Here is a 14,312-nt window from a genome sequence, read left to right as displayed (position 1 = left end):
CAAGTTTATGTCCACTCTCGCTTCAATTCCTGGCACCGCTTCGCAATCCGTGCTAGTCCATCACGCGGGGACAGTTGACGGATAAGAATCTTTTGGATTTCGGGCTGCGAATAGAAATTGAAATCGGGATACCACGGGGCTTTAATAATTTCGCGGATGCGTGCCACCGCTGACAATGCCCTAACCATTTCGATGTCGCCCCATAGCTCGGTCAGGTCGATAATTTCCGGGTCGTCGAACATGGACTCGAACGCAAAGCCCAAACCGCACAAGCGATACCAGTGCCGCGCTGTGTAATAGTCACCTGCCGCATCTTTGCCGCCCAGAAACTGCATTAGCTGCCAAGCGTCTAATAGGCGCTCCTCACGACAATGTGTCGTTAAGCAGTACATCCGTGTCCAGCCGAGCGTGCCGTTCTGCCCCGGTTCGAGGGAGGGGATGTATGTCATTTTAAGGGGTTTCGCATAGAGGGTCTTAGATTCGGGGATACCCCGTGCCCGAAGATCCGCTTCGGCAACGGCACTGTTCTCGCGATTATTGACCCATTCCATATTGTGCCGGATGATCATTGCAAACGCTTGACGTCCCGCTGCGAAATTCTCCAGAATCAGTGGCGAAGTCAGAGAATTGATGTCGATAATACGGTGCTTGTGGATACCGTCAACAATCCATTGAAGGATCTTCTCTGCGCGTCGTCCTTCATCATCTGGAAAAATTGGATTGAGGTCGTCATCGAACAGATCGATCTCGGAGGCGTAGTTCAATGTCCACCAATCGAAGAAGCCAGTAACGACCTGCCGAAAACCGAGCATAATCGGATATTCAACTAAATCGCCAGCAGGACTGCGTACCTTCGCCTCTTTTATTTTTATCGCCTGTTCCGTCAATTCGTCCAGCGTTCGTGCTGCTTTGTCATATCCCGCCGCCTGCACCATCGACTCATTGTACGCCCATACCATAAAATCCGTGTAATAGGGCAACCCGTAGCGTTCCCCTTTGTAACTCATCGCCTCTAGGTTATAGTCGAAGATGTCGTCGCCGCCGTATTCATCCGCACCGGGCAACCCTTCGTATGGGCGGATCCACCCCGCCTCAATCCATTCAACAAAGTCATCATCGCGTACGTAGCAGCAATCCATCGGTGTTTTGCCAACGAATAACGCGACCATTTTATCGTGGTAGTTGCCTGACACCGCCTCGTAGGCGACGTCGATGTTTGACTGCTGCTCGAAATATTCGATGTTCTTACGGACAAGGTCAGGCTCGTAGGGCCACCCTTTGAAAATGACACCTTCAGGCGCGTTCCGCCAGCAACCTGCCATCAAGCCGGCACCTACCAACGCCGATGTTTTGAGAAAATGACGCCGCGTTATACCTGCCACTTCACCCTTTCCTGCTCGTATTTTGTCAGATGTAAATTGAAAGCGAAGCGTGAAAACAATCTGATTACTGAACGAATGAACCAATGAACCAATGTACTAATGTACTCCGACACCGGTTTGCCATACGCCCCAGTCCATCGCGGGGAGATTGTTGACGCAGCAGGATTTTCTGAATCTCCGGCTGATAATAGACGTTGAAGTCGGGGAACCACGGGGCTTTGATGTTCTCTCGGATGCGGGCGACCTGCGATAGTTCTTTCACCAGTTTGATGTTTCCCCACTGCTCTGTGAGCGCAACGATTTCGGGATCGTCCATCAGGGAAATGAACGCGAATCCCAAGCCCCGGAGTTGGAACCAACGTCGCGCTGTGTAATAGTCACCAGTCGCGTCCTTGCCTCCGAGGAATTGCATCAATTTCCATGCGTCCAATAGGTGTTCCTCTTGGCAATGAGATGTTAGACTATACATCCGCGTCCACCCCAGCGTGCCGTGTTGTTCGGGTTCGAGAGAAGGGAGGCGTGCCATCTTAATGACCTTTGCATGGAGGGTTTCCGTTTCGGGGATGCTGCGTTGGCTCAGATAGGTTTCAGAGACAGCGGAGTTTTCGCGGTTATTTATCCATTCCACATCGTATTTACTCATCAAGCAAAACGTCTGTCTACCCGCTGCAATGTTCTCTCGAATATCTGGCATCGTCAATGAGTTGATGTCAATAATATGGTGCTTGTGGATGCCATCGACAATCCACTGAAGGATTTTCTCCGCCTGCTGTCCTTCATCGTCAGGAAAAATTGGGTTGAAATCGTCGTCAAAGAGATCGACCTCGCTCGCGTAATTCAGTGCCCACCAGTCGCCGAAGCCGGTGACGTTCTGACGAAAACCAAGTACAATCGGATGTTCAACAACATCCCCGTCGGGAGATTTCACCCGCGCCTCTTTGACTTTAATTGCCTGTTCGGTCAACTCGTCCAGCGTCTGCGCTGGTGCATCAAAACCTGCTGCCTCAAGCATCTGCTCGTTATAGAGCCAGACGGTAAAATCGGTATAGTAGGGCAGCCCGTAGCGTCTACCCCCGTAGGTCATAGCATCGGTATTATAATCGAAGATATCTTCTAGATACAGGTCGGCACCGGGCAGGTCATCACAAGGACGCAGCCATCCCGCCTCGACCCACTCCGCCAAATCATCATCACGAACATAACAGCAATCCATCGGTGTTTTGCCGACGAATAGCGCAACCATTTTATCGTGGTAGTTGCCCGAAACTGCCTCGTAGGCAACTTCGACATTGGATTGACGCTCGAAATATTCGATATTTTCGCGCACGAGGTCCGGCTCATAGGGCCAGCCTTTGAAAATGACCCCTTCGGGCTTTTTCCGCAGGCAGCCTGTCATCAAGCCGGCACCTGCCAACGCCGATGTTTTGAGAAAATCGCGCCGCGTTATGCTTGCCACTAATCCCCTCCAATTGTTGATTTGCTTTCCAGGGTGCAATTTTAGCCTATCTCTCGTTTCTTGTCAAGGACTGTCTTCTGATTTACAAATTTGGGTTCCGTGAGGCAATTTGCGAAGATTTTTGGTATAGTGATACACTATGTTTATAGTGAATTCAAAAAATAAATAGACACTTTCGCCCCTCTGTGCAGCGATCCCGATTTATCGGGGCCGGTAGGGGTGGTTTCAAACCGCACCGCATCGGCACAGTTGGAAACAATGCCTACCAAACGGGAGAACGGTAGGGGCGGCATCCTAACCGCACCGGTTTTGAGTGTCTCATTACTTCTAAGGTCCACTATAATAAAATTGTTCACTCAAATGCAATTTAATATTTACTTAATATTTTTAACAATTTCTTTATTTTTTCAGTTGACAAGCGCTGGTATTTTTGATAAATTAAATTATAATAGGGAGTATTGTAACCAAACAATACTATACCAACTCAGGAAACTGAGAACGATTAACAAACCTATCCGGAGTTCAAACGGGAAGCCTAGTACAATATCTAGGTAACTCCCTCGGATTTTTTGGATAGGCCCTTTAATATGGAGGATAAGATAATGTTACGGATAAAAGTATCGTTAATCCTTATAACGCTCCTTGCTATTGGAGCCATTTGGAGCTTACCCTCGAACGTTGAGGCACGTGATGTCACATTCTTAGTGTTTAACAACACGCCCGAGAGCTGGGGTGTTTGGGGGCCACCTGCCCGAGATCCCGCTACATTCGATGGCGGGAAAATCCCAACCGCACTTCAAGGCACGTGGTACGATGCCATCTTCAAGCAGTTCGGCTTTACAGAAGGCCAAGACTTTCTGGAGATCATTGGTGACGATGTCGCAAGATTTGAAAGAGAACTCTGGAGCGGTGAGTGGGATGTTATCGTATTCAATTACCATATTTGGCGAGATAGCCCTGACCTGCAAGCGTGGATTGAGCAAAATGGTAACAAACTGAAGGAATTCATGGACGAAGGCCATGGCGTCATCAGCACCGGCGGTCGGGATCCCGAGGATAGACCGTTGGTAGCCCTTTGGGACGGTATGGACAAGGCGTTGGCTGGGTTCCCTGTGGCAGACAAATGCTGCCTTGCGTATGTCGAGGGTACACCGCTGACCAAAGATATGGTGGGCGGCATTATTGACACATCCAAGTCTCCAGATCCGACCTTCGTGGGTGATGGCGATTTCCCCGGTTACGATGTGGGTCTACTGCCCGGGCACGCTGAAGTGGCAGCCGAAGATATCGGCGATCCCAATATCGCCATTATCGTCTATGGAAGAGTTCAAAGAGGGGCTTATGTCCTGAGTGGTAGTGCCGAAATTACCAATATGAACATGGGCTTTGGTCAAAAGGAGCTCGGTCAAGGAAATTCATGGCTCCTCTGGCGGAACATGATCGATTGGTTTGAAGATGCGAACCTTCGGTCAGTGAATCCGAATTCACAGCTGCCGATGACTTGGGCGCAGATTAAGACCGGTCGATAAACAATAGATGTCAATCCAATACTTGGGGGCAAGTCTAACTTGCCCCTTTTCTACAACTTTCATAAAGATTAAAGGAGGATAGTCAAAAATACCTAGGAGGAGTTATTATGTTTCGCATTATCTTATTATTTCTACTTGGTATCGCGTTAATCTGTTTGTACTCAATCGATGCTGATACCAAAGTCCTCGGTTATTGGACCTTTGACGACCAAAAGAAACTCGGGGAGGATTTGTCAAACTTCAAAAATCATGGGGAGTTGAAGGCGGGGGCTTGGACACGGCAAGGAAAGGTCGGCGGTGCCTTGAACTTAACGGGCGGAGGGGACCAAGCACCGCACTACTTTGAGGTGCCCCATGACAACAGCATGAATGTCAAAGATCAGGTGACCTTGATGTGTTGGATCAGTTTTAGCGGTCCCGCGGAAGAACAGAGTTTAATCTACAAAAACGGTCCCTTTATACTGGAAGGCGATAAGAAGGACCGAACGTTTTGGTCATCTTACGGATTAGTCAAGTGGCGTGATAGGTGTGCATGTGGTACTTTTGGGTTCGATGCAAACACAGAAGGCGGCAGATCGGCTGTGTTGCCGGGGGATCCGCTGATTCCCGAACCAAATGATTGGCACCATGTTGCGGCAGTGGCAGATGGCACTGAAATTAAAATCTACCGAGACGGTAAGGAAAGAGCAAAAGGTGCACAACGAGGTCCGTTTAGGAATTCCGAGCAGGTTTTGACAATCGGCTACGACCATCGCGTTCCGGTGGATCGGGTCGGTGGCGCGAGGCGCCACTTGCGGGGAACCATAGATGAAGTGATGATTCTCGATCAGGCACTGACCCCGGCTCAGGTTCTAGAGGCGTTTAATCTCGGTGAAAGAGGGAAGTCTCTCACCGAGATGGTGGAGATTTTTTCGGTTGAAACCGAGGGTAAATTAGCTACACAGTGGGGCGCGATTAAATCGAGAAGACGGTAAGCGGCTTGTGCGCTGTGGAAATATGATTCTAGACCCACTATCCGACCTGTTGAGATGGATAGTGGGTTTTTTCGCAAAAGGAGGGCTATCCATGTTTCGTATTGTACCAGTTCTTGTGGCTCTATCCATCTATTTTCTCAGTGTGTTTCCTAACCATGCTGACGCCAAAGCCCTTGGCTACTGGATGTTTGACGACAAAGATAAATTGGGGAAGGACTCTTCGGGCCTTGACAATCACGGCGAGCCAAAAAAAGCTGCCGCCCATGATGTGAAGGGACAAGTCGGTGGAGCTTTGAAATTGGATGGAATCTCATGGCTTGAAGTCCCGCATGATGACAGTCTCAACGCCAAAGATCAGATTACCCTGATGTGTTGGGCAAACTTTGATGCCGGTGCCTTAGGAGAATCCAGCGAAGTGTCCTTGATTTACAAGAACGGTCCTTTTATATTAGAAGGGGATCAGAAAGACCGGCGATTTTGGACATCCTATTCGCTGGCAAAACTTCGTCCAAGAAAGAAGTTGGGCAGTTTTATATTTGAAGCGCAGATGACCGAGGGACGCGTGTTTACAGCCCCCGGGGATAAAGACCATCCCGAAGCAAACGAGTGGTATCACATTGCAGCAACCGCTGATGGCACAAAGGTGCGACTTTACACCAATGGAGTCGAAAAAGCATCCGCCGACCAGAGGGGCGAGTTCAAACCTTCGGAGCAGGTGTTAACGATTGGCTTTGATTTACGGATTCCACCCGACCGCGGTGGATCTAAGCCTTATCATTTTGGACTCCTCGATGAGGTGATTATTCTCGATAAGGCAATAACCCAAGACCAAGTCAAAGAAGCAATGGAGTTAGGCGAAAAGGGAAAATCGCTTGATAATTTTGGCGTGCTCTTTGACGTCGCCCCCCAAGGCAAATTGGCTGTCAGATGGGGGGAACTTAAAGCAGGAAGCAAGTGAAACGGACCAATAACACGAATTGATACCATCTATCTTCCTACAACAAAGGAGGGTAGATAGAACGTTTTGATGAAAGGAGTGTTACTGATGTCTCGACGATTGATTATTTTGGGTTGTGTCATCATCTACTGTCTTTGCTTTCCCGTGATAACTGTTGATGCCAAGGCCCTCGGCTATTGGGCTTTCAATACTAAAAACGAACTTGGCGAGGATTCGAGTCCATTCGGCAACGATGGAGAAGTGAAAGGCGCCGGAACTGCCGAATGGATTGCGAAAGGCAAGGTAGGCGGTGGATTGAAGCTAAGTAACGGTTGGCTGGAAGTGCCTCACGACGATAGCCTCAACGTAAAGGATCAGATTACACTGATGTGTTGGGTTCAATTTAGCGGTGATGGCGATCCGTTTGGGGCCACTGGGCGGGATCAGTCCCTTGTTTGGAAGAATGGACCGTTTGCGACAAACAAACGATTCTGGACCTCTTATGCCCTGCGGGTATGGCGCAGGCATACCAAGTTTGGTAGCTTCGGGTTTGATGCCAACTTGGTAGGTGGTCGGAGTGCAGCGGCAGATCCAGACTTTCCTGATGCAGGCGATGCCGACAAAACATGGTACCACATTGCAGGAGTCGCCGATGGGACAGAAGTCCGGATTTACACTGACGGAAAAGAGAAGAAAGCCGCCCCGCAACGAGGGGAGTTTCAATCAACAGACCTCCCCTTAACGATTGGCTATGATTTACGCCCCGGTTTGCTAGCTGGGCGCGAGTTTTTCTTGGGAATCATTGATGAGGTTGTGATCGTTGATAAGGCACTGACCGAAGCTGAAATCAAGGGAGCGATGGAGTTGGGTGAAAATGGAAAGTCGCTTGAGGGGTTTAATCCTGTATTTGCTGTTGAACCCGAAGGCAAATTAGCCACGCAATGGGGTGAAATTAAAGCGGGGAAGTAACGGTTGTCTGCATCTAAAATCAAACACATGCGTTCATTACCCGATTTGGCTTTAAGATGAAAGGAGAATGTCCGATGTTTCGTATCATTTTAGGTACTGGGATTTTGTTAATCTGTCTTTTGTGTTGGTCGACGATGAATGCTGATGCGAAAGTCCGCGGCTATTGGGCCTTTAATAGTAAAAACGAAGTTGGCAAGGATTCGTCTCCAAACCGCAACGATGGCGAGTTGAAGGGAGAAGGCACTGCCGAATGGAATGCGAAGGGCAAGGTAGGTGGCGGGTTACAGTTAAGCAATGGTTGGCTTGAGGTGCCCCATGATGACAGTCTCAATCTGAAAGATCAAGTAACTCTGATGTGTTGGGTTAAATTTAGTACTCCTGGCGATTTCGCCGCGGGCGGTGGTCGAGAGCAGTCTTTAATCTGGAAGTATGGCCCCTTTGAAACCAACAAACGCTTTTGGACATCTTACGCCTTGCGCGTATGGCGTCCCAAATCAGACTTCGGCAGTTTCGGGTTCGATGCGAATATGACAAAGGGACGCAGTGCGGCTGTCGATAAAAAATTTCCTGAAGTGGCTGACTTGGAAAAAACCTGGTATCACATTGCAGCGGTCGCTGATGGGACAGAAGTCCGAGTCTATACCAACGGCAAAGAGACGGGGAAGGGCCCTCAGAGGGGTGAGTTCCAGGCTTCTGACCTGCCCCTAACGATTGGCCATGACTTGCGTCCCATATTAGCACATCACGCGTATGTCAACGGTATCATGGATGAAGTGGTGGTCGCTGACAAGGCACTGACCGAAGCCGAAATCAAAGAAGCAATGGCATTGGGTGAAAAAGGAAAATCAATTGAAGGATTCAACCCTGTTTTCGCCGTTGAACCCGAGGACAAATTAGCCACTCAATGGGGGGCGATTAAAGCACAGAAGTAAGTGTTCTCTGTGTCTGAAACCAATACGCAATTTGGCTTTGACGTAAAAGGAAAAATTTCTAATGTTTCGTATTATCTTGGGTACTTGGATTCCGTTGACTTGCCTTCTATTTTGTTTGACAATGAATGCTGATGCGAAAGTCCTCGGTTATTGGGCTTTCAAGAGCAAAAAAGATATTAGCAAGGATTCGTCTCCAAATCGCAATCATGGCGAGTTAAAGGGCGAAGGCTCAGCAGAATGGACTGCGAAGGGCAAGGTAGGCGGCGGGATAAAATTTGACGGCAAGTCTTGGCTGGAAGTGCCTCACGATAATAGCCTCAATGTGAAGGACCAGATTACACTGATGTGTTGGGCAAAATTTGGTAACCCCGGTGATTTTACAGGTGATGGTCGGGAACAGTCCTTAATTTGGAAGTATGGACCTTTTGAAACCAACAAGCGATTTTGGGCTTCTTATGCCTTGCGCATATGGCGTCCTAAATCGAAATTCGGTAGTTTCGGATTTGATGCCAACATGACAAAGGGGCGAAGCGCAGTCGTTGATCCAAAATTTCCTGAAGTGGCTGACTTGGAAGAAAACTGGTATCACATTGCAGCGACCGCCGATGGCACGGAAATCCGGGTCTATACTAACGGAAAAGAAACAGCAAAGGGTCCACAAAGAGGTGAGTTTCAGGCTTCTGACCTGCCCCTAACAATTGGTCATGATTTGCGTCCCATACTAATACATTTTGCTTTTATGAACGGTGTCATGGATGAGGTTATAGTCGCTGACAAGGCATTGACTGGCGCCGAAATCAAAGCAGCAATGGAATTAGGCGAAAAAGGGAAACCGATTGAAGGGTACAATCCTATTTTCGCCGTTGAACCTGAGGACAAATTAGCCACCCAATGGGGGGCAATTAAAGCCAGCAATTAATACTCTCGATGTTGGTAAGTGTCCCGCCTGTCTCTCATCCTTCTAATCCTGAGGGATAGACGAATTTTCACGAGTCTCAAATATTGAGGCACGCAGTGCGTTATCAAAGTTAAACTACCGCAGGATCTCATAGACGAGTCAAGCTAAGATGTGGTCCGCTGTCCGGGCCGTATCCACATATATTGGATAACGGGCTTTTTCAACAAAAGGAGAGTTTCCATGTCTCGTATTCGTTTAGGTCGTGGGATTTTGCTCTGCTACCTGTTCAGTTCCTTTCTCATTCACCTTGACGCGAAACTCCTGGGTTATTGGTCTTTTGACGACAAAAATAAGCTGGGAAAGGATCTCTCTCCAAACCGCAATGATGGGGAGCTGAAGGGCGGTACCAAATGGACAGAAAAAGGACAGGTCGGCGGGGCGCTGCTACTGGTAGAGGCGGAAGATTCCTACCTTGAGGTTCCCCACGATAACAGTCTTAACCTCAAAGATCAGATGACCTTGATGTGTTGGGTCAAATTTACCAATCCGGGTGATTTTGAAGGTCTCGGTCGAGAACAGTCTTTAATTTGGAAGAATGCACCTTTTCAAACCAATAAGCGCTTTTGGGCATCTTACGCCTTGCGGTTGTTTCGCAGAGAGTTCAAGGCGGGTTTCGCATTTGACGCAAATATGACAAAAGGGCGGACTGTTACTGCCGATGAAGACCAACCTGAAGTGAATGAATGGCTTCATGCTACAGCCATTGCGGATGGGGCGCAGGTAAAAGTTTACGCAAACGGAGTGGAAAAGGCGTCCGTGGAACAACGTGGTGAGTTCCAGCCTACGGAACTTCCATTGACCATTGGCGTTGATTTGCGTAATCCAAAGGCAGGTGCCGTGCGTCGAGACCAATTGGGGTTTCTTGCCGGTATCATGGATGAAGTCGTGATCCTCAATCATGCACTAACTGCTGGACAGATCCGAGAAGCAATGAAGCTAGGGGAAGCAGGGCAGTCACTTGAAGAATTTCAGCCGGTTTTCGCTGTTGAATCTCCGGGTAAATTAGCCATCAAATGGGCAGAGATCAAAGTGAGGAACTAAGTGTCGTCTAGGCCTGTTATTTCCTGATTTGCTACGGGGCCTAGTAAACTCCTCGCATTCTCACCAGCTTGATTGTGACTACAGATAGGAGGGTGATTAATGTTTCGTATTATATTAGTTTTCGGTGTACTGTTAATCTATCTTTTCTGTTGCCCCTTGACTAACACTGATGCCAAACTTCTCGGTTATTGGGCTTTCGAGGACAAAAATAATCTGGGAAAGGATTCCTCTCCAAACCGCAACCATGGCGAAACGAAGACATTCGTCGGTGAAGCCCAATGGACAGACAAGGGCAAGGTAAAGGGCGCGCTGCAATTACCAAATGGTCAAGAGACTTGGCTTGAAGTCCCCCATCATGAAAGTTTGAATGTGAAGACAGGGCAAATTACCATGATGTGTTGGGTCAAATTTACGGATCCCGGTGCTTTTACAGGCTTCGGAGAAGATGGTTCCTTGATTTGGAAAAATGCCCCTTATGCAGAAAATAAGAGATTCTGGACTTCGTACGCGCTTCGACTGTATCGACCTGGGATTAGTCGAGGCTCGTTCTCCTTTGACGCAAATATGACTGAGGCACGAGCGGCGGCAATAGATCCGGATTTTCCGCTCGTTGTGGATGAATGGTATCACGTTGCAGGGGTTGCTGATGGCACAAAAGTAAGGGTTTACACCAACGGAAAAGAGAAAGCAGTTGGCGACCAGAGGGGCGAGTTTCAGCCTTCCGATGACCCGCTGACGATTGGGTTTGATCTGCGCGACCCGGATGAACCTGTTGCTCGACACTTTCTGGGATTTGTTCGGGGTATCATGGATGAAGTAGTGATCTTAGACCATGCGCTGACCGCAGGTCAAATCCAAGAAGCGATGGACCTAGGCGAAAGAGGGAGGTCGCTTGAGGCTTTCCAACCTGTCTTCGGAGTCGAACTCCAAGGCAAGTTAGCGGTTAAATGGGGCGAGATCAAGATGGCAAAGTAGTTTAGTCTTTGTTATGATTTCAACACTTTAGCGGGGTTTAGTTCAACTAACAGGAGGTATGACCAATGTCTCGACGATTTATCATTTTTGGGGGAGTGCTCATCTTCCTTCTCGGTTCTTTTTTGATGGATGTTGATGCCAAACTGCTCGGTTATTGGACGTTTGATGTCAAAGCGAATGCACACAGGGATTCTTCGCCAAATAACAATCACGGTGAATTCAAAGGGGGTGCCGGATGGACGCCAAAGGGACATGTTGCCGGCGGCGTTATACTAGAGGAAGGGGCGGACTCCTACTTTGAGGTTCCCCATGACGCCAGTCTCAATGCGCAGGATCAGGTAACGTTGATGTGCTGGGTTAAATTTACGCGACCCGATTTTGGCAGAGATCAGTCCTTGGTTTGGAAAAACGCGCCTTTCAAGGAGTCGAACAAGCGATTTTGGGCTTCTTACGCACTGCGAACGTTTCGTGAAGGGTTTAAGTTAGGCGGGTTCGCATTTGATGCCAATACGGAGGGTGGTCGAACAGCTGCGGTAGATCCAGACTTTCTTGTAGCAAATGACTGGTATCATGTTGCCGCGGTTGCCGACGGCAAAGAAGTCAGAGTCTATACCAATGGGAAGGAAAAAGTGGTTAAGGAACAGAGAGGAGCGTTTCAGCCAACTGAATTCCCGTTGACCATCGGCCACGATTTGCGTGACCCGGACGCTGGTAAAGTCCGTCGGGATCAGTTGGGATATGTTCAAGGCGTCATGGATGAAGTGGTGGTTCTCAGTCATGTGCTGACCGCTGCTCAAGTTAAAGAAGCCAAAGAGCTAGGGGACCGTGGGAAATCACTCGACAAATATGCTCCAGTTGCTGCGGTCGAACCCACCGGCAAAATAGCCGTTAAATGGGCGGAAATCAAAGCGCGAAGATGAACGTTGTCGCCTGTCTTTTTGCCTGCTGATGTATACCACAAAGCAAGCGAGCGTATTCGGGTCTAGGTTGTTGGGAAGTAGAAATTCCTTGACAAGCCATGTTAAACCGGCGGTAAAAGGATTACGCCGGGATGTTGGAATTGGTAGACAAGCTAGATTCAGGATCTAGTGGGCCCTTTCGCCCGTAGGGGTTCAAATCCCCTTCCCGGCATTTTATCATCAGAAGCGACGCACATATCATGTAGCGTCGCTTTTTTTATAGCGCTTTCTATTTTACCGAATCACCGCAAACTTTCCACTCACCGAATTCTTTCCCTTTTGCCCCTCTCTCAAGGCTTCAATGTGATAAACGTAGATACCGGGAGCGATCTGTTCCCCTACCTCGTTCCGTCCATTCCACCGTTGAATTGAAGTGTTGTTGCGATGGTCAATCTGTTTGATGAGATCGCCGGTACTGTTGTAGATTCGGATTGTCGCACGGTGGGGTAGATTGCGGAATTCCATTGGATGCGAGCCCCCACTCAGACGATATGGATTCGGGACAAAGATTACCTTGTCTAAGTTCAATTCGGGGGATGCAATGGTTTCTTCGGGGATAGCGACCTCCACGATCTGGGAAAGTTGACTCTCCCCACCGGACGGATTCGTCGCGGTGATTGCGTAGAAATACTGCAAACCCGGATAGACATTGCGATCAGCAAAAGTGGAAGTTCCGGACGAAACCGATGCAATCTGCGTCCACGGGTCGCGGCCGGTGTGATTACGATAGATAAGATATCGGCTGATATTACCTGTAGATTTTGTCCAACCGAGGATAACCTGGCCTCCATCGCGTGTTGCTGCTAAGCCGACCGGTGTATCCGTAAAATGGCCCGGGATGATACTAACTTCTGAGGAATCGAATTCAAGCGGTTCCCCACTGGAATGAACAGGACGAATCTTGTAGGTATATTCCACGCCGCCCTGAATCTCTGTGTCATCGAAGGTGGCTCCTTCGACAATCCGCCCAACCCGCTGGAATTCACTCTTATTCCCCGCCTGCCTCAAGACAGTATAGCCAGTTACGCTTGGATTGATTGCTGCCTCCCATTTTAACCGGACGGCTCCTCTTACAACCTCGGTAGTCAACCGTTGCGGCGTAAAAGTAACGGTTTTTGCCGCATTGATATTTTTCTGCAGGTCTGCTAAGTTTTCACCAGCAACGAGAGCAAAAGTAACAGCGATAAACTGTTTAGCTGGTATGTCATAAGGTCCCGCTGAGATAATGGATGCATAATCCCAAGCTGGAAAATTAATTGCTTCTAAATCAGCCTTACTCGTAGCAAAAACATTCGGATTGCTCATGAAAGCGGATCGGCTTTCATCTAAAAAAAGGTTGGCAGTTGGTTGTCCTTCGGGCCCATAAACTAGGAAAATCTGATGGGTGCTTAACTTTCCGTCCAGCAAGGTAAGACCCATATGCACCTGATTGAGTTCATCGGTATCATCCCCATCGTAGGTAAATAGCGTTTGATGTGCTTCATCCCAATCTACCCAATCCTGGCTTAATTCCTCAGCTGCTAAATCCGTTCCATCGACATCCCAATTTGCCATCGTTGAAACATAAATTCCCTCAAGTCTTTCATTACCGTTGTTTTTGACAATCAGTTTCATCACAATGAAATCATCTGCATCGGGATGGTTATTGGTGTTCCAAGAAAAACTCTGCTGTTCAACTGAGATACTGAGCGGGAAACCAGCGACCCCGGAGGAATCGTATCGTGTTGTAATTGTCTGTCGTTCATCTGAATCTATTCGTTCGATATTCGTTAGTGTGGTTTTCCACTCCCCAATTTCGAGGGGACCAGGTTCAGCGGGATCTAAATCCCATGAACTCGCCACATTTCCATTTGTATCACCGACCCAAATTTCTGATAGTTCGTGGAGATAGTAGGATTCTCCAGATTTGGGAAATCTAAAGTTGCTAGTAAGCCCACCTTCCCCACTTGCGGCGAGCGAGCCCTCACCGACTATGTGGAATTCAACATTTCCTGATGTGTGTATCTGCGCAGAACCGATAACCGGAGCAATCAGGCTGATGAAAAACCAAACCGCACCTAGAAAGATTTTCTGAATTTTCATCGCTACCCTACTTTGATGGTATATATATAGTAGATTTAACAATTACCGATACATATTGATAATATCCTCAAGTGGCTTATCCGCATTGTATGACCGGAGTTTCTTTATATTGGCAAAC

The 14,312-nt window shown here is 48.4% G+C and carries 12 protein-coding genes and 1 tRNA gene; 10 read left to right on the top strand and 3 right to left on the bottom strand.

What is annotated here, in order from left to right:
* Positions 1–5: 5 nt before the first annotated feature.
* Positions 6–1,382: an extracellular solute-binding protein gene (locus J4G02_07845; GenBank protein ID MCE2394485.1), complete on the bottom strand. Its 1,377-nt coding sequence runs from the start codon at positions 1,380–1,382 to the stop codon at positions 6–8.
* 64 nt (positions 1,383–1,446) lie between these two features.
* On the bottom strand, positions 1,447–2,838 hold the full coding sequence (locus tag J4G02_07840) for an extracellular solute-binding protein (GenBank protein MCE2394484.1): 1,392 nt from the start codon (positions 2,836–2,838) through the stop codon (positions 1,447–1,449).
* A gap of 602 nt (positions 2,839–3,440) precedes the next feature.
* Between J4G02_07840 and J4G02_07835 the strand changes: the two genes are divergently transcribed.
* The 10 genes from J4G02_07835 to J4G02_07790 all read left to right on the top strand — a co-directional run bounded on the left by J4G02_07835 (position 3,441) and on the right by J4G02_07790 (position 12,284).
* A complete protein-coding gene (locus tag J4G02_07835) occupies positions 3,441–4,367 on the top strand; it encodes a hypothetical protein (GenBank protein MCE2394483.1) in 927 nt (308 codons plus the stop codon).
* 107 nt (positions 4,368–4,474) lie between these two features.
* Complete coding sequence (locus J4G02_07830) at positions 4,475–5,341, top strand: LamG domain-containing protein (GenBank protein MCE2394482.1); 867 nt, start codon at positions 4,475–4,477, stop codon at positions 5,339–5,341.
* A gap of 91 nt (positions 5,342–5,432) precedes the next feature.
* Positions 5,433–6,299, top strand: coding sequence for a LamG domain-containing protein (locus J4G02_07825; GenBank protein ID MCE2394481.1), 867 nt, complete (start codon positions 5,433–5,435; stop codon positions 6,297–6,299).
* 87 nt (positions 6,300–6,386) lie between these two features.
* Entirely contained in the window at positions 6,387–7,247 is an 861-nt protein-coding gene (locus J4G02_07820; protein ID MCE2394480.1) for a LamG domain-containing protein, read from the top strand.
* 74 nt (positions 7,248–7,321) lie between these two features.
* Positions 7,322–8,179: a LamG domain-containing protein gene (locus J4G02_07815; GenBank protein MCE2394479.1), complete on the top strand. Its 858-nt coding sequence runs from the start codon at positions 7,322–7,324 to the stop codon at positions 8,177–8,179.
* A gap of 61 nt (positions 8,180–8,240) precedes the next feature.
* On the top strand, positions 8,241–9,098 hold the full coding sequence (locus tag J4G02_07810) for a LamG domain-containing protein (protein MCE2394478.1): 858 nt from the start codon (positions 8,241–8,243) through the stop codon (positions 9,096–9,098).
* A gap of 219 nt (positions 9,099–9,317) precedes the next feature.
* Positions 9,318–10,178: a LamG domain-containing protein gene (locus J4G02_07805; GenBank protein ID MCE2394477.1), complete on the top strand. Its 861-nt coding sequence runs from the start codon at positions 9,318–9,320 to the stop codon at positions 10,176–10,178.
* Between the two features lie 99 nt (positions 10,179–10,277).
* Entirely contained in the window at positions 10,278–11,153 is an 876-nt protein-coding gene (locus J4G02_07800) for a LamG domain-containing protein (protein ID MCE2394476.1), read from the top strand.
* Positions 11,154–11,218: 65 nt separating this feature from the next.
* Positions 11,219–12,073, top strand: a complete 855-nt coding sequence (locus tag J4G02_07795) for a LamG domain-containing protein (protein MCE2394475.1) — start codon at positions 11,219–11,221, stop codon at positions 12,071–12,073.
* Positions 12,074–12,198: 125 nt separating this feature from the next.
* Positions 12,199–12,284: transfer RNA gene (locus J4G02_07790), tRNA-Leu, on the top strand.
* 62 nt (positions 12,285–12,346) lie between these two features.
* Here J4G02_07790 and J4G02_07785 read toward each other — a convergent pair.
* Positions 12,347–14,194, bottom strand: coding sequence for a hypothetical protein (locus tag J4G02_07785; protein ID MCE2394474.1), 1,848 nt, complete (start codon positions 14,192–14,194; stop codon positions 12,347–12,349).
* Positions 14,195–14,312 lie beyond the last annotated feature (118 nt).

The organism is Candidatus Poribacteria bacterium, from assembly GCA_021295755.1.
GTDB lineage: Bacteria > Poribacteria > WGA-4E > WGA-4E > PCPOR2b > PCPOR2b.
Note: the sequence above shows the minus strand (reverse complement) of the source record. Positions and strands in the feature narration are given on the sequence as shown.